At 63.0% G+C, this 26,031-nt stretch carries 26 protein-coding genes and 2 pseudogenes; 16 read left to right on the forward strand and 12 right to left on the reverse strand.

Going from position 1 to position 26,031, the window contains the following annotated elements:
- Positions 1 to 31: 31 nt before the first annotated feature.
- Positions 32 to 343: an ArsR/SmtB family transcription factor gene (locus BFQ01_RS18405; protein ID WP_027603612.1), complete on the forward strand. Its 312-nt coding sequence runs from the start codon at positions 32 to 34 to the stop codon at positions 341 to 343.
- 8 nt (positions 344 to 351) lie between these two features.
- Here BFQ01_RS18405 and BFQ01_RS18410 read toward each other — a convergent pair whose 3' ends face one another.
- From BFQ01_RS18410 to BFQ01_RS18420, 3 genes are read right to left on the reverse strand one after another with little or no spacing between them, the layout of a single operon-like run.
- Complete coding sequence (locus BFQ01_RS18410) at positions 352 to 810, reverse strand: metallophosphoesterase family protein (protein ID WP_065926382.1); 459 nt, start codon at positions 808 to 810, stop codon at positions 352 to 354.
- Entirely contained in the window at positions 807 to 1,853 is a 1,047-nt protein-coding gene (locus tag BFQ01_RS18415; RefSeq protein ID WP_065926383.1) for a GGDEF domain-containing protein, read from the reverse strand. The genes BFQ01_RS18410 and BFQ01_RS18415 overlap by 4 nt, the downstream gene beginning before the upstream one ends.
- Positions 1,838 to 2,716, reverse strand: coding sequence for a hypothetical protein (locus BFQ01_RS18420; protein ID WP_065926384.1), 879 nt, complete (start codon positions 2,714 to 2,716; stop codon positions 1,838 to 1,840). The genes BFQ01_RS18415 and BFQ01_RS18420 overlap by 16 nt, the downstream gene beginning before the upstream one ends.
- Before the next feature lie 261 nt (positions 2,717 to 2,977).
- On the opposite strand from BFQ01_RS18420, the gene BFQ01_RS18425 reads away from it, so the two are divergent.
- The 4 genes and pseudogenes from BFQ01_RS18425 to BFQ01_RS18435 all read left to right on the forward strand — a co-directional run bounded on the left by BFQ01_RS18425 (position 2,978) and on the right by BFQ01_RS18435 (position 6,869).
- Entirely contained in the window at positions 2,978 to 3,868 is an 891-nt protein-coding gene (locus BFQ01_RS18425; RefSeq protein ID WP_065926385.1) for a bestrophin family protein, read from the forward strand.
- A gap of 144 nt (positions 3,869 to 4,012) precedes the next feature.
- Positions 4,013 to 5,092: pseudogene (locus BFQ01_RS33410) on the forward strand (cache domain-containing protein); the annotation flags it as partial.
- 327 nt (positions 5,093 to 5,419) lie between these two features.
- A pseudogene (locus BFQ01_RS33415) lies at positions 5,420 to 5,956 on the forward strand (methyl-accepting chemotaxis protein); the annotation flags it as partial.
- 91 nt (positions 5,957 to 6,047) lie between these two features.
- Positions 6,048 to 6,869, forward strand: a complete 822-nt coding sequence (locus BFQ01_RS18435) for a DeoR/GlpR family DNA-binding transcription regulator (RefSeq protein WP_065926387.1) — start codon at positions 6,048 to 6,050, stop codon at positions 6,867 to 6,869.
- Between the two features lie 157 nt (positions 6,870 to 7,026).
- Here BFQ01_RS18435 and otnI read toward each other — a convergent pair whose 3' ends face one another.
- From otnI to ltnD, 5 genes are all read right to left on the reverse strand, one after another.
- Entirely contained in the window at positions 7,027 to 7,812 is a 786-nt protein-coding gene (gene otnI / locus BFQ01_RS18440; protein WP_065926388.1) for a 2-oxo-tetronate isomerase, read from the reverse strand.
- A 15-nt stretch (positions 7,813 to 7,827) separates the two neighbouring features.
- Positions 7,828 to 9,288: a GntT/GntP/DsdX family permease gene (locus tag BFQ01_RS18445; RefSeq protein ID WP_065926389.1), complete on the reverse strand. Its 1,461-nt coding sequence runs from the start codon at positions 9,286 to 9,288 to the stop codon at positions 7,828 to 7,830.
- 97 nt (positions 9,289 to 9,385) lie between these two features.
- A complete protein-coding gene (locus BFQ01_RS18450; protein WP_065926390.1) occupies positions 9,386 to 10,030 on the reverse strand; it encodes a 3-oxo-tetronate 4-phosphate decarboxylase in 645 nt (214 codons plus the stop codon).
- Positions 10,027 to 11,319: a 3-oxo-tetronate kinase gene (gene otnK, locus BFQ01_RS18455; protein WP_065926391.1), complete on the reverse strand. Its 1,293-nt coding sequence runs from the start codon at positions 11,317 to 11,319 to the stop codon at positions 10,027 to 10,029. Before otnK ends, BFQ01_RS18450 begins: the two co-directional genes overlap by 4 nt.
- 10 nt (positions 11,320 to 11,329) lie before the next feature.
- Positions 11,330 to 12,304, reverse strand: coding sequence for an L-threonate dehydrogenase (gene ltnD, locus BFQ01_RS18460; protein ID WP_256097762.1), 975 nt, complete (start codon positions 12,302 to 12,304; stop codon positions 11,330 to 11,332).
- Positions 12,305 to 12,487: 183 nt separating this feature from the next.
- Between ltnD and BFQ01_RS18465 the strand changes: the two genes are divergently transcribed.
- The 6 genes from BFQ01_RS18465 to BFQ01_RS18490 all read left to right on the forward strand — a co-directional run bounded on the left by BFQ01_RS18465 (position 12,488) and on the right by BFQ01_RS18490 (position 17,376).
- Positions 12,488 to 13,078, forward strand: coding sequence for an amino acid synthesis family protein (locus tag BFQ01_RS18465; RefSeq protein ID WP_027603604.1), 591 nt, complete (start codon positions 12,488 to 12,490; stop codon positions 13,076 to 13,078).
- A gap of 39 nt (positions 13,079 to 13,117) precedes the next feature.
- A complete protein-coding gene (locus BFQ01_RS18470) occupies positions 13,118 to 13,951 on the forward strand; it encodes an alpha/beta fold hydrolase (RefSeq protein ID WP_027603603.1) in 834 nt (277 codons plus the stop codon).
- Entirely contained in the window at positions 13,948 to 15,429 is a 1,482-nt protein-coding gene (locus tag BFQ01_RS18475) for an aldehyde dehydrogenase (RefSeq protein ID WP_065926393.1), read from the forward strand. The genes BFQ01_RS18470 and BFQ01_RS18475 overlap by 4 nt, the downstream gene beginning before the upstream one ends.
- Before the next feature lie 12 nt (positions 15,430 to 15,441).
- Positions 15,442 to 15,927, forward strand: a complete 486-nt coding sequence (locus BFQ01_RS18480) for a flavin reductase family protein (protein ID WP_065926394.1) — start codon at positions 15,442 to 15,444, stop codon at positions 15,925 to 15,927.
- A 130-nt stretch (positions 15,928 to 16,057) separates the two neighbouring features.
- Positions 16,058 to 16,810, forward strand: a complete 753-nt coding sequence (locus BFQ01_RS18485; RefSeq protein WP_027603600.1) for a GntR family transcriptional regulator — start codon at positions 16,058 to 16,060, stop codon at positions 16,808 to 16,810.
- A 2-nt stretch (positions 16,811 to 16,812) separates the two neighbouring features.
- Complete coding sequence (locus tag BFQ01_RS18490) at positions 16,813 to 17,376, forward strand: NUDIX hydrolase (RefSeq protein WP_065926395.1); 564 nt, start codon at positions 16,813 to 16,815, stop codon at positions 17,374 to 17,376.
- Positions 17,377 to 17,515: 139 nt separating this feature from the next.
- Here BFQ01_RS18490 and BFQ01_RS18495 read toward each other — a convergent pair whose 3' ends face one another.
- The gene (locus BFQ01_RS18495; protein WP_065926396.1) at positions 17,516 to 17,809 is read right to left on the reverse strand and encodes a DUF1330 domain-containing protein; all 294 of its coding nucleotides are present in this window, start codon (positions 17,807 to 17,809) and stop codon (positions 17,516 to 17,518) included.
- A gap of 69 nt (positions 17,810 to 17,878) precedes the next feature.
- On the opposite strand from BFQ01_RS18495, the gene ribBA reads away from it, so the two are divergent.
- The 5 genes from ribBA (at position 17,879) to BFQ01_RS18520 (ending at position 23,144) form a co-directional block, all read left to right on the forward strand.
- A complete protein-coding gene (ribBA, locus tag BFQ01_RS18500) occupies positions 17,879 to 18,988 on the forward strand; it encodes a bifunctional 3,4-dihydroxy-2-butanone-4-phosphate synthase/GTP cyclohydrolase II (RefSeq protein WP_065926397.1) in 1,110 nt (369 codons plus the stop codon).
- Between the two features lie 228 nt (positions 18,989 to 19,216).
- Positions 19,217 to 20,242 (forward strand): ABC transporter substrate-binding protein, encoded by a 1,026-nt coding sequence (locus BFQ01_RS18505; RefSeq protein ID WP_027603596.1) that lies wholly within the window; start codon positions 19,217 to 19,219, stop codon positions 20,240 to 20,242.
- Complete coding sequence (locus tag BFQ01_RS18510; protein ID WP_065926398.1) at positions 20,239 to 21,156, forward strand: ABC transporter permease; 918 nt, start codon at positions 20,239 to 20,241, stop codon at positions 21,154 to 21,156. Before BFQ01_RS18505 ends, BFQ01_RS18510 begins: the two co-directional genes overlap by 4 nt.
- 6 nt (positions 21,157 to 21,162) lie before the next feature.
- The gene (locus BFQ01_RS18515; RefSeq protein ID WP_010567348.1) at positions 21,163 to 21,972 is read left to right on the forward strand and encodes an ABC transporter permease; all 810 of its coding nucleotides are present in this window, start codon (positions 21,163 to 21,165) and stop codon (positions 21,970 to 21,972) included.
- Positions 21,973 to 21,989: 17 nt separating this feature from the next.
- On the forward strand, positions 21,990 to 23,144 hold the full coding sequence (locus BFQ01_RS18520) for an ABC transporter ATP-binding protein (RefSeq protein WP_065926399.1): 1,155 nt from the start codon (positions 21,990 to 21,992) through the stop codon (positions 23,142 to 23,144).
- 279 nt (positions 23,145 to 23,423) lie between these two features.
- On the opposite strand, the gene BFQ01_RS18525 is transcribed toward BFQ01_RS18520, so the two are convergent.
- The 3 genes from BFQ01_RS18525 to BFQ01_RS18535 are packed head-to-tail and all read right to left on the reverse strand — an operon-like array spanning position 23,424 to position 25,839.
- Complete coding sequence (locus tag BFQ01_RS18525; protein ID WP_065926400.1) at positions 23,424 to 24,164, reverse strand: PAS domain-containing protein; 741 nt, start codon at positions 24,162 to 24,164, stop codon at positions 23,424 to 23,426.
- Entirely contained in the window at positions 24,165 to 24,824 is a 660-nt protein-coding gene (locus tag BFQ01_RS18530; protein WP_065926401.1) for a response regulator, read from the reverse strand.
- Positions 24,793 to 25,839 (reverse strand): ATP-binding protein, encoded by a 1,047-nt coding sequence (locus tag BFQ01_RS18535; protein WP_065926408.1) that lies wholly within the window; start codon positions 25,837 to 25,839, stop codon positions 24,793 to 24,795. Before BFQ01_RS18535 ends, BFQ01_RS18530 begins: the two co-directional genes overlap by 32 nt.
- Positions 25,840 to 26,031 lie beyond the last annotated feature (192 nt).

Raw genomic sequence — 26,031 nt, forward strand, 5'->3', positions numbered from 1 at the left:
GAACTATGGTATTCGATGATAGCCCCCTGTTATGATTCGTTTCATGCGAGCCTTTAAACACCCCACCCCGGAAGACCTGACCCTCGAGCGCCTGCTATACGCGCTGAGTGATCCGGTGCGCCTGGAGATTGTCCGCTGCCTGGCCGGCGTGCCCGAGGCCAGTTGCGGCGAACTGGACGGCGGGCGCCCCAAGTCCAGCATGTCCCACCACTTCCGGGTCCTGCGCGATGCCGGCCTGGTACACACCCGCAGCGTGGGCACTACCCACATGAATTCATTGCGCGGCGAGGTGCTTGAGGAACGGTTTCCGGGATTGTTGCAGAGCATCCTGACGCAACGATAAAAGCCGGATCAGTCCAGCAGCGCGATCAGCTGCGACTCGATCGTCATTTCCCGCACGTCCAGCACCGCCAACGTCACCGGCAACTTGAAGCGCCGCCGCCCTGCACTGCCGGGGTTTACGTACAGTGTTGCGCCCCGCCATTCGATCAGGGGCTTGTGCGAATGGCCGGTGATCACCAGCCGAGTAGACGTGTGGAGTAAGGCGGGTACGTCGGCGATATCATGCACCACCAACGTCCGCCATCCGTCCACCTCCAGCATCAGATGATCGGGCACCTGCTCCGCCCACGCCGCGTCCTGGTCATTGTTGCCACGCACCACGTGCAGGGGCGCGATCTGTGCCAATTGCTGAAGAATCTCAGGGCTGCCGATATCACCGGCATGGATGATCTGCTCGCATCCCTGCAAGGCCGCCACCGCTTCAGGCCGCAGCAGGCCATGGGTATCGGAAATCACGCCAACTTTCATAAGGCCTCCGGGGTGGACATCGAACGGTGAAACACCGGCGCGCCATCCAGATATACACGGTCCTTGCCGTTGCCCTTGGCGGCGTAGAGGTTGCGGTCGGCACGTTTGAGGACCGCCGACATATCGGCCCCGGCCGTAAAGCGCGTCATGCCCGCACTGCAGGTGTAGTGATGGGGCGGCGCGACACTGCACCGAATCCCCTGCAGCAGGCGCAGCGCGTAGTCGGTGGCGACATCAGGGTCATCGCCCACCAGCAGCACGCCGAATTCTTCACCGCCAATCCTGCCGAAACTGTGGCTGCCGGGGGTGGCTTTCAGGCACGCGGCCATCGCACAGAGAATCCTGTCGCCGACGTCATGGCCGAACTGGTCATTCTTCAATTTGAAACTGTCGATATCCAACATCATGAAGTAGCCCGTATCACCGGCCGCAATCAGTTTGGCGAAGCTCTCCATAAAGGCGCGCCGGTTCAGGATGGAGGTCAAGTAATCCGTCTCGGCCAATTCCCGAAACTCACTCTCGACCAGTAACACGGAGCGCAGGTTTTTCAGGTAGTAGACATTCAAGACAGAACCGATCGCCACCGACGCGGCGCAAAAGATAAACACGTAGGTGTCGACGCCTGCGTAAAGGCTCAACTGAATGTGGGGCCACGTCAGTAACCAGACCAACGCGGCGCAGAACAGAAAATCCTGAACCACGATAAACAGGATTGCGCTGCTCATTACCAGGGTCACGGCCAGCGGCAAGGCAAACACCTGCAACGCAGGCCGGGTGTGAACCACATAGGCAAAACCTGCGGACAGCAGCGCCATGTAGGCCACGCCCAGCGCCCGCCACAGCACATACTGAGTCACCACCCGGTGGACCCCATACACCGCGCACAGACCCATCGTGACCAGCACGACCGGCCAGCCGAACATCCTCCCGCGATCAACCAGCAACACCGCCAGCCAGGCGAAAATCCCGATCAGTTCGGCCTGGGCAATGGCGGGCGACAGCAGCCTTTGCATCCGTGGCCTGAGCTTTACATTAGCCGGCATCCCGTCACTCCCTGTGCATGAGTGGCCGCTTTATTATCGACATGACTCAGTTGAAGACTGTGCAGGCAGGTCGCAAACGAATACGCCATGAACCGCCTTACCAACACGATAAAAGGTGGCAGGACTTCAAGCAGTGTCTTGGAATGAATCTTGAAATAGCCCCGGTCGGCCCCCTCTTGCACCAGACGAATAACGTGGGTCTTGGACACCGAGAGTTGCTCAGCGATGGAAAGGTAGGACGAAGACCTGAAACTTGCCCCTTGATTATCCAGCGCACACGCATCGTTATAGATCGCCAGCATCAACATATGTCCGGCATCGCGTTTTACCAGCCAATAACAATCAGGCATCAACAGGTCAATCGTCACGTTCTGGCGCAGAAGCACCGAAAAACCTTTGAAATAACGGGCCAGATAGGCGCGATCATCCAACCCGGCCATTGACCCGCACACCTCGGTTTCCGGGCACATCACGCCCAGCGGCTCGACCACGGACGTAAGCATCAGCCTGATCTCCTCGCAGGCTTGGGATGACGGACTGAATACCCGCAAACGACTGTCATCCGCATGCCTCGACACCGTCATGAACCCCAGGACCCTGAACAGCAGGAAGATCGACTCCAGGCTGTTTCTCGAACAGAACCCGCGCGCCACACAAAACTCTTTCACCTCGGACAGTAAGGGAACTGGCTTGGAGAAATACGTGCTCAATAACGTAAAGGACACCATCAAGCGACTGAACTTCAGTGCGGTCTTGTAGAAAAACGGTCTTTTTGAATAGGACTCCAGCAAAATCGAATAATGGGTACGAATACTCGCTTCAAACTCCACATGGCGCTCAAACGCCCGCGCCGACTGTTCCATCGCCAACTTCAACGAACCACTGCACATGAGAAAGAGCCCTGATCAAACAACTTGGATCCACTGATCTCAATTGCAGCACCGATAATGGCGTTTTGCCTTGGGCGCAATCTAGCGTGATTAGCTCTGAGGACACCGTCGCTACCAAAATTGTTCCAGGAAACTCAGGCGGCTTAACCGTTTCAGGCGCCGCAGCGAACCTTCCCCGCCAGCCGACGTCCGAGCTAAGGCACTGTTGCCTACTGCTCGCCGCGAGGTTGTCGTTTGAAAGCCGCCATCATCAAAAAGTACCGCCTGATCATCAAGACCATGGGCTATGTGGGCTGGTCGCTGTTCTGGCTGTTGTTGTGGGACGTCGCCGTCACCGTGGACTTCATGCTGTTCCTCACCGCCAAGATCAACTTGCCGCTGATGCCCCTCACCCTGCTGGGCTCGGCACTGATCGTGCTCATCAGCTTTCGCAACAGCAGCGCCTATAACCGCTGGTGGGAAGCGCGCACGCTGTGGGGTGCGATGGTCAACAATTCGCGCAGTTTTGCCCGTCAGGTTTTGACCTTGCTGGACGATCCTGACGGCGAAGTGAACCCGATCAAGTCCACCCTGCTGCGCCGCCACGTGGCCTACGTAAATTGCCTGGCCGCGCACCTCAGGGGCGAACCGTGCCCTGATGAAGTACGCGCCTTTATCCCCACCGAGGAATTCGCCCGCAACGGCGCCACCAACAACTTTGCCAATGACATCCTCACCGGCTCGGCGGCGTTGCTGGCCCGCGAATACAAGGCCGGGCACCTGGACAGCATTCGCCTGGCGCGGCTGGAGTCGACCCTGGTGGATCTGTCCAATGCCCAGGGCGGCATGGAACGGATCGCCAACACACCACTGCCCTACCCTTACGTGTATTTCCCACGCCTGTTTATCTCGCTGTTCTGCCTGATCGTGCCCGTGGGCCTGGTGGAATCCCTGGGCTGGTTCACCCCGCTGGCGTCCACCGTGGTGGGTTTTATGCTGCTGGCCATCGAACGCATCGGCACCGACCTGCAAAGCCCGTTCCGCTCCAGCGAACACCAGATCCAGATGGAAGCCATCTGCGAAACCATCGAGAAGAACCTGCAATCGATGCGCCGCGACGCCCTGGCCGACCACTCAATCGGCTGATCACGCCCCGCGCCCTAAAGTGCGTGCCCCTTCGGTCGATAAACCGGAGGTACGCATGGGCCTTACCCCCTTCATAACAACACATGCGGCATTCAGCACTAGCGTTTCCCCTTGCCAAAACTATAAATACCCGCAGGTGAAGTCATGAATATCAAGCAGAAGCTGACCTGGGCGTTCGCGGCTATCGCGTGCCTCCCGGTCATCCTGGTGGCCGTGTTGGTAGTGCTGAATCTGCGCGAGGGGGCCCTGGCCAATTTCCTCGACAGCAGCGGTCGCGAGATCCGTCAGATAGACAACGGCATGAAGCAGTTCTTCGATGGCATCAGCCAGAACGTCGACTTCGTGGCCAAGGACCCGCGCGTTGTCGCGGCCAAGGATCTCAAGAGCTACGCCGGCGCCGACGCCGCGCAAATCCCCCTGACCCAGACCAACAAAGACCTGCTGGCGATTTTCGACCAGTTCGCCAAGAGCCACCCGAGCACCGCCTACTTGTCTTTGGGCCTCGCCGACGGCGGTTATGCCAGCTGGCCTGATGACACCAAACTGAACAACTACGACCCACGCGTACGCCCCTGGTACAAAGCCGCCATCGCCGCGCCAGGCGCCACCGTGCGCACCGGCGCCTATTACTGGGCACCGGACGACGTGGTCCTGATCGGCACCGTGCACACCGTCGCCGACGCCACCGGCAACATACTCGGCGTGGTCGGCCTGGACGTGTCGCTCAAGCAGCTCACCGAGCTGGTGCGCAACATCAAGCTGGGCGACAGCGGCTACCTGATGCTGGTGGAAGCCAACGGCAACGTGCTGGTGGACCCCAGCGACGCCAAGCACAACTTCAAGCCGATGGCCGACCTGGGCCCCAACTACGCCGAACTGGCCAAGCGCGGCGACGGCGTGACCCAGATCGACATCGACGGCGTGGCCTACATGGCCAACGTGGTCAGTTCCAAGGATCTGGGCTGGCGCTTTATCGGCCTGATCAAACGCGATGAAGTCATGGCCGGCGCCACCAGCCTCACGTGGTTGATCGCCGCGATTGCCGCCGCCCTGGCCGTGGTGTTCGCGATTGTCGGCGCCAGTTTTGCGAGCATGATCGTGCGCCCGATTCGCGGGGTGGCCGACGGCCTGCAGGAGATTGCCGAAGGCGAAGGCGACCTGACGCGCCAACTCAAGGTGCAAGGCAAAGACGAAACCGCCAGCCTGGCGGGCTGGTTCAACCAGTTCCTGAGCATGATCGCGCAACTGGTGCAGCGCATCGGCAACGCCTCTTCCGACCTGCAAACCGCCGCCGCCGACACCAGCGAAGTCGCCAACAACATGAACCAGGCCGCCGGGCGCCAACGTGAAGCCGTGGAGCTGGTAAGCACCGCGTTCAACGAAATGGTAGCCACCGCCAACGAAGTCGCGCGCTCCTGCAGCGCCGCCGCCGCGAGTGCCGACGAGGGTTACCGCGACGTGCACAATGGCCAGCAGCACATCGGCGAAGCCACCGGCAGCGTGCTCAAGCTCAGCGAAGACCTGCAAAAGTCGACCCAGACCATGCAGTTGCTGGAGCAGGACAGCCAGAACATCAACACCATCCTCGACACCATCCGCTCGATCGCCGAACAGACCAACCTGCTGGCACTCAACGCCGCGATTGAAGCCGCGCGCGCCGGTGACCAGGGCCGCGGTTTTGCCGTGGTCGCCGACGAAGTCCGCGCCCTGGCGCGCCGCACTGCTGACTCCACCGGTGAAATCGACAGCCTGCTGGGCAACCTCGCCCGCCGCACCCAGGAAGTCACCCAGCAGATGCAGGGCAGCCTGCTGGTGTCCCACACCAGCGTGGAACGCATCCAGCAGGCCCGCGACAGCTTCGACAAGATCCAAGGCTCGGTGGACTCGATCCGTGACCAGAACACCCAGATCGCCACCGCGGCCGAAGAACAGCACCAGGTGGCCGAAGAGATCAACCGGCACATCGCGCAGATCCATGCCGATGCGCAACTGGTCGAAGGCTTTGCCCACTCGGCGCAGACCGGATCAGGGCGGTTGACGGATATTTCCGGTCAGCTCAAGGGGTTGGTGGGGCGGTTCAAGTTCTGACCGCTGTCACACCGGGGTCGCCGGCGGGGGCGTGTATTGGCTACTATAGCCACGCACTCCCCGCCTCTTACCCAACCACTGCGGAGCCTTAATGCCCAACCCGAAGGACACGGCCACCGACAGCAGCACCCCGATGATTCCCGAGCAGCGTCGCGAACAGATCCTGCGGCAGTTGCGCAAGCATCAGGTGATGAGCGTGCACCAGTTGATGGAGATGTTCGACTGCTCGCACATGACCGTGCGCCGCGATATCGCCCTGCTGGAGCAGGAAGGCCGGGCGTACTCCGTCACCGGTGGGGTCCGGATCGCCAGCCAGTTGCACAGCGAACCCAGCCATCAATCCAAAGCCGTGGTGGAGTTGCCGCAAAAGCAGGCCATGGCACGACTGGCCGCACGGTTGCTGCACGCCGACATGACGGTGTACCTGGATGCCGGCACCAGCACCCTGGAGATCGTCCCGTATATCAAGGCGCTGTCGGGGATGACCGTGGTCACCAATGACTTCGGGATCGTGCAGGCCCTGATGGATGCGACGCAGGTCACGGTGATCCACACCGGCGGCCAACTGGACCATGACAACCATTCTTCCGTCGGCGGGCTGGCCGTGGCAACCCTGCGCCAGGTGGTGACGGACATCGCCTTTGTGTCCACCAGCTCCTGGGATTTGCACCGAGGTATCACCACCCCCTCGGCGCTGAAAGTCGAGGTCAAGCAAGTGGCGATGCAATCGGCGTCCCAGGTGGTGCTGGTGGCGAGCAGTTCCAAATACGGCACCTTCAGCATGTACCGCATCGCCGGGCTGGAACCGTTCGACGTGATCATCAGCGACGACGCCCTGGCCCCGGCAGCGGCAGATGGCATCCGCAAGCGCGGGATTGAATTGATGCTGCCGGGTGATCCGTTGCCGGCGTGATGCCCTCCCTTTGTAGGAGAGGTCGAGCTTTAGCTAGGCTTCGATGGCGGTGGCAGGGTTGGTAGAGGTGTTGGCTGACATACCGCTATCGGGGGCAAGTCGAATCGTCGCACCGCCCCTCCCACATTTGAACCGAACCGACACAGAGGCTCGTCGACTACCGAGCCGCTTTCCAGTCCCGCAACCATTGCAGGCCCGCCGAGGTGTCGCCCTTTGGCCGGTATTCGCAGCCGACCCAGCCGTCGTAGCCCAACTGGTCCATCAGTTCGAACAGGAACCCATAGTTCAGCTCGCCCAGGTCAGGCTCGTGACGGTCCGGTACCCCGGCAATCTGGATATGGCCAATGCCGTCGAAATCGCGACGCAGCTTGGTGGCCAAGTCGCCTTCGACGATCTGGCAGTGGTAGCAGTCGAACTGCACCTTGAGGTTGCGCGCGCCGACCTCCCGGCAGATGGCGTGGGCCTGGTCCTGGCGATTGAGGAAAAACCCCGGCATGTCGCGGGTGTTGATCGGTTCCAGCAACACGGTGACGCCAACCTCAGCCGCAGCGGCGCTGGCGTAGGCGAGGTTTTCCAGGTACACGGCCTGATGGCGCTGGCGCAGGCTTTCCGAGGGCAGCAAGCCGGCCATGACGTGCACGCGGTCGTTGCCGAGCACGGCGGCGTATTCCAGGGCCCGGTCGAAGCCACTGCGAAACTCGGCCTCACGCCCCGGCAGCGAGGCGATACCGCGCTCCCCCGCCGCCCAATCGCCCGGTGGTGCATTGAACAGGGCCTGGACCAGGCCGTTGTCACTCAGGCGTTGCTTGAGTGCCTCGGCGCTGTAGTCATAGGGGAACAGGTATTCCACCGCGTCAAAACCATCGGCCTTCGCGGCACTAAAGCGCTCGAGAAAGTCATGTTGCGGGTAAAGCATGCTCAGGTTGGCGGCAAAACGAGGCATAGAAACTCCTGGAAATCAGACAAAAGGCCAGATCAACAATGTAATCACGAAACCCAAGGTACCGAGCAAGGTGGTGATCACCGTCCACGTGCGCAGACCGTCGGCCACGTTGAGCCCGGCGAGCTTGGTGAAGATCCAGTAGCCAGCGTCGTTGATATGCGACATCGCCAGCCCGCCACCGCCCATGGCCAGGCACAGCAGCGCCAGGTGGTTGGGCGTGAGGTTGAGGGTCACGATCAGCGGGCTGATGATCCCTGCCGTGGTCACCAGGGCCACGGTGGTCGACCCCTGCACCGCGCGCAGCAACATGGTCAGTAAAAAGCCCAGGGCCAGCACCGGCAGGCCGGTGGTGCGCAGCATGTCGGAGACTACCGCGCCGATGCCGGTGTCCACCAGCACCTTGCCGAACACGCCACCGGCGCCGGCGATCAGGATCACCATGGCCACGCCCGGCAACGCCGAGCCGATCACATCCGACACCTGGCTGCGGCTCCAGCCACGGCGCGAACCCAGCAACCAGGCGCACAGCAAGGTGTCGATCAGCAGCGCCACCAACGGCGCGCCCAGCACGGTCATCACCCCACGCAACGCCGATTCGATCGGCAGCAGCGACGTGGCCAGGGTGCCCAGCAAAATCAGCACAATCGGCAGCAGGATCAGGCTCACAATCAGGCCAAAACCGGGTGCAGGCGCCGCCGGCAGCTTGGCGGCGATGGCGCTGGTGGACTCTTCCAGGCCCATAGGGGACTCGGCCACAGCGCTCTGTTGAACCGCCTGGTGATTGCCGTTGGCCCAGGCCCGCAGGTCTTCATTGGTCACGTGAGGGCCATAGACTTCTGCACGGATATCGTCAGTCATCGGATAGAAGCGTCGGGTCATGCGCCCCGCCACGCGGTAGCCGATGTAGCACAGCAACGCGGTGATCGGCAGGCCGAACATCAGTACCCGGCCCAAGTCGGCGCCCAGTTGGCTGGCGGCGGCCACGGCGCCCGGATGGGGCGGCAGGAACGCATGCACGGTGAGCAGCGCCGCACACATCGGCAAGGCGAACACCAGCAGCGGCTTGCGCGCCCGGCGTGCCACGCCGTAGGCCAACGGCATCAGGATAATCACCCCGACTTCAAAGAACACCGGCACGCCGATGATGAACCCGGCGATGGTCAGCGCCAGCGGCGTACGGCTGTTGCCGAAGCGCTCGATCAACGACTTGGCCAGGGCCTCGGCACCGCCGGACAGCTCGATGATCCGCCCGATCATCGCGCCCAGGGCAATGATGATCGCGATATGGCCAAGGGTCTTGCCCATGCCGCCCTCGATCGTCGCCACCAGGTCAGCCGGTTTCACCCCGGCCACCAGCGCCACCACGATACTCACCAGCATCAACGCGACAAACGGCTGGAATTTGTACCTGAGGACCAGAAACAGCAGCAGCGCGATACCCGCGCCAGCGGTCAACATCAAAATCAGTGGGCTCATTCGAGAATGTCCTGTTGTTATTGTTTTTTCAGGCAAGCCGGGTCCGTCGAGCGTCAAACCAGACGCTCGGGCAGCACTTGCCGTGTCGTCTTGCGGGTTACCAGTGCGCGCCGAACGTCTCGCGCAATTCATCCAGTGCAGCCTGATTCAACGGCGCCGGCCGGGGGTTGCTCATCAACCACAGCCGTGCGGTTTCTTCCAACTCTTCCAGGGCGTAGCTGGCCTTGGCCACCGAACTCTCCCAGACCACCGGCCCCAGGCGTTCGAGCATCACCCCTCGCACGCTGTTGGCCAGTTGCGCGACCTGCTCGGCGACCTTGGGCGAACCCGGACGCTGATAGCCGATCAAGGGAATGTGACCGACCTTCATCACCTGGTAAGGCGTGAGCGGCGGCAAGATATCCTCCGCGCTCCACACGCCTGCCAGGGTCAGCGCAACCAGGTGGGTGGAGTGGGTGTGCACCACTCCGCCCACCGAGGGGTTGCGGTCATACACCTGGCGATGCAGGGCCAGGGTCTTGGACGGTTTGTCCCCGGACACCCATTCGCCTTTCAGGTTGACCTTGGCAATAGCACCTGGCACGAGGCGCCCGAGGCAGGCATCGGTGGGGGTGATCAGCCAGCCATCGTCGAGGCGCGCACTGATATTGCCGGCGCTGCCGACGGTGTAGCCACGTTGATACAGGCTGTGGCCGACATCGCAGATTTCTTCGCGCAGGGCCTGTTCGTCGATGCCAGTCACTGGGCACCTCCGGCCAGGTGCGCGAGGGCTTTGGCGAAGAACTCACGGCCACCGAAGTTGCCGGATTTGAGCGCCAGTGCCAGGGGCTCGGAGGAACTGCTGACGGTGGCCGGCACGCCAGGGTCGATCTGCGCACCAATCTGCAATAGGTTGACGCCGAGGGCCTTGACCACCGCGCCGGAGGTTTCCCCGCCGGCGATCACGAAACGCCGCACGCCTTGCTCGCGCAAGCCCGCGGCGATCTCGCCCAAGGCGTTCTCCACCAGGGCCCCGGCGCGCTCGACGCCGAGCCGCTCTTGCACGGCCTTGACCTCGGCCGGGGTGCTGGTGGCGTAGATCAATACGGTGTGTGCGCTGTCGCGGGCAAACGCCAGCGCCTGCGCCACCACCGGCTCACCGGCAGCCAGGGCGATGGGATCAATGCGCAATGCCGGGCGACCCGCCTCGCACCAGGCCGCGACCTGGCCAAGGGTCGCTACCGAGGCACTGCCGGCGAGCACCACCTCGCCACCGCTGATAGTCGGCAGCGTCGCCGCATCGAAGTCGCGCAGCTTACCGGCACGGCGGAAATTGCCTGGCAAACCCAAGGCCAGGCCCGAGCCACCCGTGAGCAAAGGCAAGTCGGCGCAAGCGCTGCCGAGGGTGTAGAGGTCTTGATCGGACAGCGCATCGGCGATGGCAATGCCCACGCCTTGCTCGCGCAGTTCGGCGATTTTTTTACGGGTCGCCTCGACGCCCGCGGCGATGCTGTCGTACCGCAGCAGCCCGACCGGCAGTTGCGTCTGGCTCTGCAGCACGCGCACCAGATTCGCGTCGCCCATGGGCGTCAGCGGGTGATGTTGCATGCCCGACTCATTGAGCAACTGGTCCTGCACAAACAGGTGGCCACGGAAAATCGTCCGGCCGTTTTCCGGGAACGCCGGGCAGGCCAGGGTGAAATCACTGCCCAGCGCCTTGAGCAAGGCCTCGCTGACCTGGCCGATATTGCCGGCGGCAGTGGAGTCAAAGGTCGAGCAATACTTGAAGAAAATCTGTTCGCAGCCCTGCTCGCGCAGCCAGTCCAGCGCGGCCAGGGATTCCTCCACAGCCTCTGCGACCGGCGTGGTACGCGACTTGAGGGCGATGACGATGGCGTCCGCATCCAGCCCGTCCGCGACTTCACGGCTGGGGATGCCAATGCTCTGCACCGTGCGCATACCGCCGCGCACCAGCATGTTGGCCAAGTCGGTGGCACCGGTGAAATCGTCGGCGATGCAGCCCAGCAACGGGCGCGTGGTGTGGTTAGTCATAAAGCGTTCCTTACACCGGCTCGGGCTTGGCAGTCGGCAGGTCGATGCCGGGGAAAATCTTGATCACCGCCGAGTCGTCCTCGCGGCCAAAACCGGCGCTGGAAGCCTGCATGAACATCTGGTGCGCAGTGGCCGACAACGGCAGCGGAAACTTGCTCGCACGCGCGGTATCCAGCACCAGGCCGAGGTCCTTGACGAAAATATCCACCGCCGACAGTGGCGTGTAGTCGGCCTTGAGAATGTGCGGCACGCGGTTTTCGAACATCCAGGAATTGCCGGCGCTGTGGGTGATCACCTCGTACAAGGCATCGGCGTCCACGCCTTCGCGCAGGCCCAGGGCCATGGCTTCGGCGGAGGCGGCGATGTGCACGCCGGCGAGCAACTGGTTGATGATCTTGACCTTGGAGCCCAAACCATGGACGTCGCCCAGGCGATACACCTTGCCGGCCATGCCCGCCAGCACTGCATCGGCCTTGGCATAAGCGGCCTGCGGGCCGGAGGTCATCATGGTCATCTCACCGGCGGCGGCCTTGGCCGCACCGCCGGAAATCGGCGCATCCAGGTACAGCAGGCCGTGTTCGCCCAAGCGCTGGCCGAGGTCCACGGCGTAGGTCGGGGCCACGGTGGCACAGCCGATCACCAGGCTGGCGGGACGCAGCGCCGCCACGGCACCGCCCTCACCAAACAGCACGGTCTCGGTCTGCTCGGCGTTGACCACCACGGTGATGAGCACATCACAGGCCTCGGCCATCTGCGCCGGCGACGCGCACGCCACCCCGCCTTCGCCGGCGAACTGCCGGGTAACCGCCTCGCGTACATCACAGGCATGCACATTGAAACCTGCGCGCAACAGCGAGCGGGCAATGCCCAGCCCCATCGCGCCCAGACCGATCACACCGACATTCTTATTATTCATGGGGTACTCCAGGGGAAAACGGCGGCTGACACCACACCGGCGAGCCGCGTTGGAATTGGGATCGATCATCCACCAATGAACGGATTATGTGAAGTATTTTTTCGATCTAACATTTTTTAACATCGCCCCAAGAAGAATTTCACACCCCCTTTATCGCCTTACCCACGCAAACTCATTTGCGACGCTTGTGCTTTGCGTATTATGGTATACCATCATACGCAATCCACTCCCCCACACCTGATGGAGCCGCTCATGAGTTTCGAAATTCGCAAGATCGTCAGCTACGTTGAAGAAACCTTTATCGAAGGCGGCAAGGCCTCGGATACCCCGGTGAAGATGGTCGGCCTCGCCGTGGTGCTGAAGAATCCATGGCTGGGTCGTGGCTTCGTCGAAGACCTCAAGCCGGAAATCCGGGCCAATTGCTCCGACCTCGGCGCGCTGATGGTCGAGCGCCTGGTGGGCATCATTGGCGGCGCCGAAAACATCGAGGCGTATGGCAAGGCTGCTGTGGTCGGGGCCGATGGCGAGATCGAACACGCCAGCGCGATCATCCATACCCTGCGCTTCGGCAATCACTACCGCGAAGCGGTCAAGGCCAAGAGCTACCTGAGCTTCACCAACAAGCGCGGCGGCCCGGGCACCTCGATCCAGATCCCGATGATGCACAAGGACGACGAAGGCCTGCGTTCGCACTACATCACCCTGGAAATGCACATCGAGGATTCGCCGCGTGCCGATGAAATCGTCGTGGTATTGGGCTGCGCCGATGGCGGCCGCCTGCACCCTCGTATCGGCAACCGCTATATCGACCTGGAAGAGCTGGCCGCTGAAAAAGCCCAGTAAGCAAGACCGGCCAAAACAAAAAGCATGCAGGAGCGCTCCATGATTCGGCTCACCGCTGAACGCACCCCGGCTGGCACCAGTTATCTGGCGACCGGCCAAGGCCAGCCTGTGGTTTTGATCCACGGCGTGGGCCTGAATAAAGAAATGTGGGGCGGGCAAGTCGTTGGCCTGGCCACGAATTACCGCGTGATCACCTATGACATGCTCGGCCATGGCGCCAGCCCGCGCCCGGCCGCCGGCACGCCGCTGCTGGGGTATGCCGATCAGTTGCTGGAGCTGCTCGACCACCTGCAATTGCCCCAGGCCACGGTGATCGGTTTTTCCATGGGCGGCCTGGTCGCCCGGGCGTTTGCCCTGCACTACCCCGAGCGCCTCACATCCCTGGTAGTGCTCAACAGTGTGTTCAACCGCAGCCCCGAACAGCGTGCCGGCGTGATCGCACGCACCGCCCAGGCCGCCGAACACGGCCCGGATGCGAATGCCGAAGCTGCGCTGTCGCGCTGGTTCAGCCGTGAATACCAGGCGGCCAACCCGGCGCAGATCGCCGCCCTGCGTGAAACCCTGGCGGGCAACGACCCCCAGGGCTACCTGACTACCTACGAACTGTTTGCGACCCAGGACATGTACCGCGCCGACGACCTCAAGGGCTTGCGCGTACCGACCCTGGTCGCCACCGGCGAACTCGACCCCGGTTCAACCCCGGAAATGGCCCGGCAACTGGCCGATCGTATTCCCGGCGCCACCGTTGCGGTGCTGGCCGAGCAACGGCATATGATGCCGGTAGAATCGCCACGCCTGGTCAACCAGCTGCTGCTGGGCTTCCTCGACACGGTGTACGCCCAAAACAATCCAATCAAGGGGATCGTTGCATGACACTCACACGCTTCCAGATGTGCATCGGCGGTGAATGGGTCGATGCCCTGTCCGGCAAGACTTTCGACAGCCTCAACCCGGCCCTGGCCGAACCCTGGGCGCAACTGCCCGACGCCGATGAGGCCGATGTGGAGCGCGCCGTGCAGGCCGCCCAAAGCGCCTTCGACAGCCCGGCCTGGCGTGGCCTCACCGCCACCGCACGGGGCAAATTGCTGCGCCGCCTGGGTGACCTGATCGCCGACAACAAGGAGCAACTGGCCCAGCTCGAAAGCCGCGACAACGGCAAGTTGATCCGCGAAACCCGTGGCCAGGTCAGCTACCTGCCGGAGTTTTTCCACTACACCGCCGGCCTGGCCGACAAGCTCGAAGGCGGCACCCTGCCGCTGGACAAGCCGGACCTGTTCGCCTACACCGTGCACGAAGCCATGGGCGTGGTCGCCGCGATCATTCCGTGGAACAGCCCGCTGTACCTGACCGCGATCAAACTCGCGCCGGCCCTGGCGGCGGGCAATACCATCGTGATCAAACCGTCGGAACACGCCTCGGCGACCATCCTCGAACTCGCGCGCCTGGCCCTCGAAGCCGGGATCCCAGCGGGCGTGGTCAACGTGGTCACCGGCTACGGCCCCAGCACCGGCGCCGCCCTCACCCGGCACCCACTGGTACGCAAGATCGCCTTCACCGGCGGCGCGGCCACGGCCCGCCACGTGGTGCGCAGCAGCGCGGAGAACTTCGCCAGGCTGTCCCTGGAACTGGGCGGCAAATCGCCGAATATCATCTTTGCCGACGCCGACCTCGACAGCGCCATCAACGGTGCGATTGCCGGTATCTACGCGGCGTCCGGGCAGAGCTGCGTGTCCGGTTCGCGCCTGCTGGTGCAGGATGAGATCTACGACGAATTCGTCGAGCGCCTGGTGGCGCGTGCCGAGCGCATCCGCATCGGCAACCCCCAGGACGACGCCAGCGAAATGGGGCCCATGGCCACCGCGCAGCAACTGGCCGTGGTCGAGGGCTTGGTCGCCGATGCCATCGCTGAAGGCGCGCGCCTGCGCACCGGTGGCAAACGCCCGCAGAACCTCGGTGAAGGCTGGTTCTATGAGCCAACCTTGTTCGAGTGCGACAGCAACTCGATGAAGATCATGCAGGAAGAAGTGTTCGGCCCGGTGGCCTCGGTCATCCGTTTCAAGGACGAAGCCGAAGCGCTGGCCATCGCCAACGACTCGCAATTCGGCCTCGCCGCCGGCATCTGGACCCGCGACCTCGGCCGCGCCCACCGCCTGGCGCGGGACGTGCGCTCGGGGATCATCTGGGTCAACACCTACCGCGCCGTGTCGGCCATGGCGCCTATCGGCGGCTTCAAGAACAGCGGCTACGGACGCGAAAGCGGCATCGATTCGGTGCTCGCCTACACCGAGCTGAAGACGGTGTGGATCAACCTCTCCCAGGCGCCCATGCCTGATCCTTTTGTGATGCGTTAAGAGACCCCGACCATGATCGAACCCGGCATTTACAAAGACGTCATGAGCTCATTCCCCTCCGGGGTCACGGTGGTCACCACCCTCGACCCGGACGGCGGTATCGTCGGCATTACCGCCAGTGCGTTCAGCGCGCTGTCGATCGACCCGGCGCTGGTGCTGTTCTGCCCTAACTATGGGTCGGACACCTACCCGATCCTGCGCGACAGCAAGCGCTTCGCGATCCACTTGCTGTCCGCCGACCAGACCGCCGAGGCCTATGCTTTCGCCAGCAAAGGCAAGGAAAAGGCCAAGGGCATCGAGTGGCACCTGAGCGACTTGGGCAACCCGCTGCTGGCCAAGGCCACGGCGATCATTGAGTGCGAACTGTGGCGCGAATACGACGGCGGCGATCACGCGATCATCGTCGGCGCGGTAAAGAACCTGATCCTGCCCAAGGAGCCGGTCACGCCGATGATCTACCACAAGGGCAAGCTGGGCCCGCTGCCGGCCCTGGCCTGAGGCGCGCGGGGGCCGTGAGGGTTTGTCGCTTAAGGAACGCAGCATGATAAACTTGGGCACGATTTTCGGCCCTCAATCGGCCCCGGCCGGCCGAGGCCTCCAGTTAACCGCTAAATTCAGAGCAGACCCCATGAAACGCGCGCCCCTCGACGACAGCTTCAAGGTCAATCACAACCCGGTCACCCTGCGCGAAATCGTGCTGGAAAAACTGCGCAGCGCCATCATGAACTTCCAACTGCTGCCCGGTGACCGCCTGGTGGAGCGCGACCTGTGCGACCGCCTCGGCGTCAGCCGCACCTCGGTACGCGAAGCCTTGCGTCACCTGGAGTCCGAAGGCCTGGTGGAATTCGCCGATGCCAAGGGCCCGCAGGTGGCGATCATCACCCTGGCCGACGCCGTCGACATCTATGAACTGCGCTGCGTGCTCGAAGGCTTGATCGTGCAGCTGTTTACCCTGCGCGCCAAGGCCAAGGACATCAAGGCCCTGGAAAAAGCCCTGGAAGAAAACCGCAAGGCCCTCAAGGACGGTGAGCTGCAACAGGTCATCGACTCGGTCCAGGGCTTCTACGACGTGCTGCTTGAAGGTTCGGGCAACCATGTGGCGGCCACCCAGTTGCGCCAGTTGCAAGCGCGCATCAGCTACCTGCGCGCCACCTCGGTGTCCCAGGAAAACCGTCGCGGCACCAGTAACCAGGAAATGGAACGCATGGTCCAGGCGATCAAGAGCGGCGACCCGCTGGCGGCCCACCAGGCCTGCGTCGATCACGTGCGCGCCGCCGCCGCTGTGGCCCTGGACTACCTCAAGCGCAAACAGGAAGAAACCGGCAAGATTCCGGAAATCACCCTGCCCATCGCGCTGAAAGAACCGCGCATAGGTCACTGACCTTGGCCAGCCCCAGTTTTTGCCCGACATGCGGCGGCAGTGACCTCGGTCACCAGCTGCCACCGGGCGATACCCATGAGCGCCTGATGTGCCGGGGCTGCGGCTATATCCACTACATCAACCCCAAGATCATCGCCGGCTGCATCATCGAGCAGGACGGCAAATACCTGCTGTGCCAACGGGCGATCCCGCCCCGCCCGGGCACCTGGACCTTGCCTGCCGGCTTTATGGAAGGTGGCGAAACCACTGAGCAGGCGGCGTTGCGTGAAGTCTGGGAAGAAAGCGGCGTACGCGCCGAGATCCTCTCGCCCTACTCGATCTTCAGCGTGCCCAGGATCAGCGAGGTGTACATCATCTTCCGCGCCATCGCGCTGGAGATCACCGGCCAGTTCGGCCCGGAAACCCTCGACTACAAGTTCTTCGCGCCCGAGGAGATTCCCTGGGAGAGCATCTACTACCCGGCGATCCGGCAGATTCTCGAACGGTATATCGAGGAACGCCAGGCTGGGGTGTATGGCATCTATATCGGTAATGACGACAGCGGCAAGATCCACTTTATCCGCTGATCTCACGGCTGAGCACGGATCAAAATGTGGGAGGGGGCTTGCTCCCGATAGCGGTGTATCAGTCAGCATCCTTGTAGCTGACAGACCTCTATCGGGAGCAAGCCCCCTCCCACATTTGGCCCATGTTCGGCCTGATGACCTAGGGTGCTAGCCCTTCCACAATGATGATCTGCGCCAGCCCCGCCCCTTCACGGTGCGCCTTCGCCTCCTGATATTCAGCGGACTCATAACACGCCACTGCCTGCTCATAGCTCTCAAACTCAATCACCACATTACGCTGCCGTGCCGGCCCGCCTTCCATTGCCTCGCTGCGCCCGCCCCTGGCCAGGAACCGCCCGCCAAACTTCGCAAACGCCGCCGGCGCGCGCTGGGTGTACTGCGTGTATTGCTCGGCATCGGACACATCCACATGGGCAATCCAGTAGGCCTTCATCGTGACATCCTCTTGTTGAGTTTTTGTGGTATACCATAATACATACAACCAAAAAATCGAGCACTCTCCATGTCCTTCAACAGCATCGCAGACATCATCGAAGACTACCGCCAAGGCAAGATGGTGCTCCTGGTGGACGACGAAGACCGGGAAAACGAAGGCGACCTGTTGCTGCCTGCGGCCTGCTGTACCGCCGAGACTATCAGTTTCATGGCTCGCGAAGCCCGTGGCCTGATCTGCCTGACCCTCACCGACGAACACTGCCAGCGCCTGGGCCTGGAACAGATGGTGCCGAGCAATGGCAGCGTGTTCAGCACCGCGTTTACCGTGTCCATCGAAGCCGCCAGCGGCGTGACTACCGGCATCTCCGCCGCCGACCGCGCACGCACCGTGGCAGCGGCCGTAGATGTCAATGCCGGGCCGGCCGACATCGTGCAGCCGGGGCATATCTTCCCGTTGCGCGCCAAGGATGGCGGCGTGTTGACGCGCGCCGGCCACACCGAAGCCGGCTGCGACTTGGCGCGCCTGGCCGGGCACACCCCGGCGTCGGTGATCGTCGAAGTGATGAACGACGACGGCACCATGGCCCGCCGCCCCGACCTGGAAATCTTCGCGCGCAAGCACGGCATCAAGATCGGCACCATCGCCGACCTGATCCACTACCGCCTCAGCACCGAACGCACCGTGGTGCGCATCGGCGAACGCGACCTGCCCACGGTGCACGGCACGTTCCGCCTGATCACCTTTGAAGACCGCATCGACGGCGGCGTGCACATGGCCATGGTGATGGGCCAGTTGCGCCGCGATACCCCGGCGCTGGTGCGCGTGCATGTGATCGACCCGCTGCGCGACCTGGTCGGTGCCGACTACAGCGGCCCGTCCAACTGGACGCTGTGGGCGGCCTTGCAACGTGTCGCCGCTGAAGGCAGCGGCGTGGTGGTGGTGCTGGCCAACCATGAGTCGTCCCAGGCGCTGCTGGAACGCGTGCCGCAACTGACCCAGGCACCGCGTCAGTTCAACCGCTCGCAGTCGCGCATCTATTCCGAAGTGGGCACCGGGGCGCAGATCTTGCAGGACCTCGGCGTCGGCAAGTTGCGTCACCTCGGCCCGCCCCTCAAATACGCCGGGCTGACCGGCTACGACCTGGAGGTGGTCGAGAGCATTGCCTTCACCGAATGACGGATAACCGGTAAGGCAAAATGCTTGCACAAAGTTTGGAATACCATAATATGATATTCCATAGACCGAACGCTTCCGCCAAGTGCGCCCGCCAGGGAGAGCACCAATAACAGCCCTTGGCACGGTCGCCTTTTGGGGCCTCGATTAGAGGCCCCGGATGGACCTACTGCTCCCGATAGGCGGGCATTACCAAGCCCGCTCAATAACAAAACAAATGAGGGCGTGAAAATGGTGTTGAACAAACGTGCAACCGCAGTGCTGTTCGCGGGTTTATTGGCCACAGCCACTCACGCGGCCATGGCGGCCGAAAGCGTCAATTTCGTGAGCTGGGGCGGTAGCACCCAGGATGCGCAGAAGCAGGCCTGGGCCGACCCGTTCAGCAAGGCCAGCGGCATTACCGTGGTCCAGGATGGGCCCACCGACTACGGCAAACTCAAGGCTATGGTCGAAAGCGGCAACGTGCAGTGGGACGTGGTGGATGTCGAGGCCGACTTTGCCTTGCGCGCCGCCGCCGAAGGCCTGCTCGAACCCCTCGACTTCTCGGTGATCCAGCGCGACAAGATCGACCCGCGCTTCGTCTCCGACCATGGCGTGGGCTCGTTCTTCTTCTCCTTCGTGCTCGGCTACAACGAAGGCAAGCTCGGCGCCGGCAAGCCCCAGGACTGGACCGCTCTGTTCGACACCAAGACCTACCCCGGCAAGCGCGCCCTCTACAAATGGCCAAGCCCCGGCGTGCTCGAACTGGCGCTGCTGGCAGACGGCGTCCCGGCCGACAAGCTCTACCCCCTGGACCTGGACCGCGCCTTCAAGAAACTCGACACCATCAAGAAAGACATCGTCTGGTGGGGCGGCGGTGCGCAGTCGCAACAGTTGTTGGCCTCCGGCGAAGTCAGCATGGGCCAGTTCTGGAACGGTCGCATCCACGCCCTGCAGGAAGACGGCGCGCCCGTGGGCGTGAGCTGGAAGCAGAACCTGGTCATGGCCGACATCCTCGTCGTGCCTAAAGGATCGAAAAACAAAGCGGCGGCGATGAAGTTCCTGGCCAACGCCAGCAGCGCCAAGGGCCAGGCAGATTTCTCCAACCTGACCGCCTATGCACCGGTGAACATCGACAGCGTGCAGCGCCTGGATTCGGTGCTCGCGCCGAACCTGCCGACCGCCTACGTCAAGGACCAGATCACCCTCGATTTCGCCTACTGGGCCAAGAACGGTCCGGCCATTGCGACACGGTGGAATGAATGGCTAGTCAAATGAAAATGACGGCAACCACACCGACCGGGAGCGCCCTCGGCGCTGCCGGCGCGGTTTCGCCCAAGGCCGGGGCGCCGTCCCTGGCACAGCGCTGGCGGGGCTCAAGCAACCTGATCCCGGCCCTGCTGTTCCTCGGCCTGTTCTTCCTGGCGCCGCTGATCGGCCTGCTGCTGCGCGGTGTGCTGGAGCCGGTGCCGGGCCTGGGCAACTATGAACAGCTGTTCGCCAACTCGGCCTATGCACGGGTGCTGCTCAACACCTTTTCGGTGGCGGGCCTGGTGACCCTGTTCAGCCTGCTGCTGGGCTTTCCGCTGGCCTGGGCGATCACCCTGGTGCCGCGCGGCTGGGGACGCTGGATCCTGAATATTGTGCTGCTGTCGATGTGGACCAGCCTGCTCGCCCGCACTTACTCCTGGCTGGTCTTGCTGCAAGCCTCCGGGGTGATCAACAAGGCGCTGATGGCCATGGGCATCATCGATGTGCCCCTGGAGATGGTGCATAACCTCACCGGCGTGGTGATCGGCATGAGCTACATCATGATCCCGTTCATCGTGCTGCCATTGCAGGCGACCATGCAGGCCATCGACCCGATGATCCTGCAGGCCGGCTCGATCTGCGGCGCGAGCCCGTGGACCAACTTCTTCCGCGTGTTCCTGCCGCTGTGCCGGCCGGGGTTGTTCTCCGGCGGCCTGATGGTGTTCGTGATGTCCCTCGGTTACTACGTCACCCCGGCACTGCTCGGCGGTGCGCAGAACATGATGCTGCCCGAGTTCATCATCCAGCAGGTGCAATCGTTCCTCAATTGGGGCCTGGCCAGTGCCGGCGCCGCGTTGCTGATCTTCATCACTCTGGTGCTGTTCTACTTCTACCTGAAGCTTCAGCCGGAATCCCCGGTTGGCGCCAGCAACGCGAGGTAAGCCGTCATGCTCCTGACCCCCAATGCCATGAGCCGCAGGATGCGCTTGGGCCTCTACACCACCACCGGGTTGATCGGCCTGTTCCTGCTGCTGCCGATCGTGTTCATCGTGCTGCTGTCGTTCGGCTCGTCGCAATGGCTGGTGTTCCCGCCGCCGGGCTGGACGCTGAAATGGTACGGCCAGTTCTTCTCCAACGCCGACTGGATGAACGCAGCCATGGCCAGCCTCAAGGTGGCCGTGCTGACCACCGTATTCGCCGTCGCCCTCGGCCTGCCCACCGCCTTTGCCCTGGTGCGCGGGCGCTTCCCCGGCCGTGAATTGCTCTACGGCCTGTTCACCCTGCCGATGATCGTGCCGCTGGTGATCATCGCCGTGGCGGTGTACGCGCTGTTCCTGAAGCTTGGCTACACCGGCACGATGTTCGCCTTTGTGGTCAGCCATGTGATCGTGGCGCTGCCGTTCACCATCATCTCGATCATCAACTCGCTGAAACTGTTCGACCAGTCGATCGAAGACGCGGCGGTGATCTGCGGCGCCTCGCGGTTGCAGGCGGTGTTCAAGGTGACCTTTCCGGCGATTCGTCCGGGGATGGTCGCCGGTGCGCTGTTCGCCTTCCTGGTCTCGTGGGACGAAGTGGTGCTCAGCGTGATGATGGCCAGCCCGACCCTGCAAACCCTTCCCGTAAAAATGTGGACCACCCTGCGCCAGGACCTGACGCCTGTGATCGCCGTCGCGTCGACGCTGCTGATCGGCCTCTCGGTGCTGGTCATGGTGATTGCCGCCGCCGTTCGCCGGCGTACCGAAACCCGCGCTTGAGCGCCGAGGAGAAGAACATGAGTGCAGTGATCAACGATGTCGCGCAGAGCCATGGCCAACCCCTGGTCAGCCTGCGCAACCTGAACAAGCACTACGGCGAATTCGCTGCCGTGGACAATATCTCGCTGGACATCCAGGACGGCGAATTCCTCACCTTCCTCGGCTCCAGCGGCTCGGGCAAAAGCACCACGCTGTCGATGCTTGCCGGCTTCGAAACGCCAAGCAGCGGCGAGATCCTGGTCAGTGGCCAATCGCTGGTCAACGTACCGCCGCACAAGCGCGACATCGGCATGGTGTTCCAGCGCTACTCACTGTTCCCGCATTTGTCGGTGCGCGACAATATCGCCTTCCCCCTGGCGATTCGCAAACTGGCCAGCGCCGAACGCGAAAAGCGCGTCGACGCCATGCTCAAGCTGGTGCAGCTTGAGCAATTTGCGCATCGCCGCCCTTCGCAATTGTCCGGCGGCCAACAGCAACGGGTCGCCATCGCCCGCGCGCTGGTGTACGAACCCCGCATCCTGCTGATGGACGAACCCCTCGGCGCCCTCGACAAGAAGTTGCGCGAAGACCTGCAGGACGAACTGCGCCAACTGCACCGGCGCCTGGGCATCACCATCGTCTACGTGACCCACGACCAGGAAGAAGCCATGCGCCTGTCCCAGCGCATCGCGATTTTCAGCCACGGCAAGATCGTCGGCCTGGGCAGCGGCTTCGACCTGTACCAGAACCCGCCGAACGCGTTCGTGGCGTCGTTCCTCGGCAACTCCAACTTCCTCAAGCTCAAGGCCCAGGGCAACGCGGCGGCGGCGTTCGAAGGCCGATCCGTGTCGATCCGCCTGACCAGCGGCCTGCACACCGAGCAGGATGTGCTGCTGATGGTACGCCCGGAAAAAGCCCTGGCGCTGAGTGTCGAACAGGCCGCTGAGCAACCGCTGGCAGCGGGCTGGAATGAAGTGTCGGCGATTGTGGGTGAGGTGCTGTTCCTCGGCGAAAGCCAGACCTGCACAGTGAAAACCCTCGGCGGCACATCGATGACAGTCAAGGCGCTGTCCGCTGCGGGCATGCCCCTCAAGGCCGGCGACCCGGTGCGTGTGCGCTGGGCGACGGCGGATGCGTGTGTGTATACGCAGTGGGCGGAGAGTGATCTGAACAAGGCCGCAGGCGCGCATTGAATCCCATGTGGGAGGGGGCTTGCCCTAATGCCAGTCAGTTAAGGCTTTTTGTAGGAGCGAGCTTGCTCGCGAAAAACTCACAGGCGCCGCGTTCATTCAGGAAGCACGCGTTATCGTTGACGTTTTTCGCGAGCAAGCTCGCTCCTACAGGAGGCGATGTACGCTTAACTGACTGGCATTAGGGCTTGCCCCCGATAGCGTTGTGTCAGTTAAAGATGCATTCACTGACACTCCCTCATCGGGGCAAGCCCCCTCCCACATTTGAGGTGCGTTTATCCGTCAACTCTTGCGCTCGAAAATCGCCCCCTCGATCCCCAGCACTTCACGGGTATCCGCATAAATCCCCACGCCCTTCTCCCACACGTGCTTGATCGACCGGTCGGCGCAGCGAATCCGGTAATTGAGCTCGAACGGCTCCTGCCGTGACAACGCATATTGCACCTCGCGCCATACGTAGTCAGCGTCCTGCGCCAGGATCAGGCTGTTGTAGGTGAACTCATGGTTGTCCACCAGGCGTTCGGCAGGGTAGCCGGTGAGTTGCAGGCAGCCGGCGCTGACGAATTCCATGGTCCAGTCGCGGTTGTTGCGGCCGCGATAGATCAGGCCCGGCATGCTGTCGAGCAAGCTCATGCTGCTGCGCTGGCTGGCCTGCCAGGCGATTTCGCGGCGCTTGTGGGCAGTAACGTCCCCGGCCACCAAATAGAAGCCTTGGGGGCCGCGCTTGAGGCTGATCTCGAACCAGCGCAGTTCGCCACTGGGGTGCACAAAGCGCAGGCGCTGGTTGAATGAGGTGTCGGGGCGGCGGCGCAGTTCATTCAGGGCCTGGCGCCATAGCGGGCGGTCTTCCTGGTGCACGTAGTCCATCAGGTTGCGCTCCGCGCCCGGCGCGCCCATCAACTCGGCCCAGGCCAGGTTGAAGTGGGCGATCTGGCCGTTGTCGCGCAGTTGCAATAAGGCGGCGGGAAAGCAATCCATCAGGTCAATCGGCGGGGGCGCAAACGCTTCGGGGCTGTCCCTCATCTAGTGGCGCTCCTCGTGTTTCATCAAGGCACCGCTGTGCACCCAGGCCGCCAGCTCCAGGCGCGAATGCAGGCCGAGCTTCTGCAACAGGCTGCGCACGTAGATTTTCACCGTGCCGTCGCTGATCCCCAGCTCCCGGCCGATCTGTTTGTTGCTCATGCCGGCGGCGATCAGCGCCAGGGTCTGGCCTTCGCGCTCGGTAAGGTTTTCGCTGCCCGCAGCCTCACACGCTTGCGTGGGCTCGGCCTGGTCGGCGAGCAAGGCAATCAGGCTCGAGTCCAGCACGATCGCGCCCTTGTGACAGTTGCGCATATACGCCAGCAACGCATCCGGCTCGGTTTCCTTGAGCACATAACCGCTGGCGCCCAGGCGCAAGGCCGTGAGCAACTCGGCGCGGTCCATGGAGGCGGTGAGCACCACCACCTGGCAATCCAGGCGCAACTGGCGCAGTTCGTCCAGCACCTGCAAGCCGCTGAGGCCGGGCATGTGCAAATCCAGCAGCACCTGTTGCGGCGTCAGGCTCACGGCCAGGTTGATGCCCTCGCGGCCGCTGGCCGCCTGCCCCACCACTTCGAAGTCGCCGCTGGCATCGAACAACTGCGCCAGGCCCTTGCGAAACAACGGGTGATCATCGATCAGTAATAAGGTCGTGCAGTCCATCGAGACTCCCCTGTGGCAGATCGTGGTGGCGGCGCAGGCCAAGGTGCACGCGCACCCCGTGCGGGCGGATCGCTTCTATGCTCAGCCGTGCGCCGATGCTGGCGGCGCGCTCGCGGATAATCGCCAGGCCGAAATGGTTGTGCTCGTCGCAGGCCGGGATCAAGCCGATGCCATCGTCTTCCACCGACACCGAGGCGTCGCCGTCCTGGGTCTGGCGCAGTTCGATGCGCACGTGGCGCGCGTGGGAATGCCGCACCGCATTGGCCAGGGCCTCGCGAATGATCTGCAGGATCTGCAATTCGGTTTCCGGGCTCAGGGCGTCGTCGGCCAGGCGGTTGTCGAGTTCGAAGACAATGATGCAGCGCCGCGAGAACTCCGCGACCGAATCGGCCAGGGCCTGGCGCAGCGAGCGCCCGTCCATGGTCAGACGCGCACTGGTGATCAGCTCGCGCACCTGGCGTTGCAGTTGGCTCAGGCCGGTGCACAAGTCCTGCAGTGCCGGCTCGCCCAGCTGCGACTGCAAGCCATGGGCCTGGAACGACAGGTAGCCCAACTGCTGCGCCACCGAATCGTGCAGCTCACGGGCCAGGGCGCCGTGGCGGGAGGTCGCCTGTTTGCGCTGCTGCTCACGGTTGTGGCTGCGCAGGCGTACGCTCACGCCTACCGCCTGCGCCGCCTCTTCCAGTAACTGGCGCCAACTGGCACCGGCGCGCCGGGGGGTGTCGAGCAGCAATGCGCCCTTTTCACCCTCGGGCAAGGCGCACACCAGACGGTGCACGCCCCGTTGCCGGCAAGGTCCGCAGGCTTGGGGAGCGTCCGTCACGCTGGCGTCGCGCCAGGGGCAACGCGCGACCGCCTGGCAGCCGTCGACCCACCCTCGCCGCGTCGGGCCCAGGTCTTCGCCGCCGAGGATCAGGTTAAGCCGGGCAGGCGGCAGCAGTGCGTCGAAACGGTCCAGGAAACCCGACAAGGCACCGTCAGCGTGCAGGGGCAACCCGGCCAACAACCTGCGCACGCTGCGCGCCTGTTCGGCGCGTACAGGCCCCAACCAGAGCGGCCAGCCTTTTGGTCGTGTCAGCACTCTTTGATAACTCCCCGTCCGGTTGCTCTGTGTGGTCGAAAGGCCCAGCAACTTCCATGCCCCGAATGGCCGGCGCGCAAGGCTTATCTCCAAAGGCATAGCCCTTTTTCCAGATTGAGAAGATTT

Origin of the sequence: Pseudomonas sp. 8 R 14 (assembly GCF_900005955.1) — a bacterium.
Taxonomy (GTDB): Bacteria; Pseudomonadota; Gammaproteobacteria; order Pseudomonadales; family Pseudomonadaceae; genus Aquipseudomonas; species Aquipseudomonas marginalis.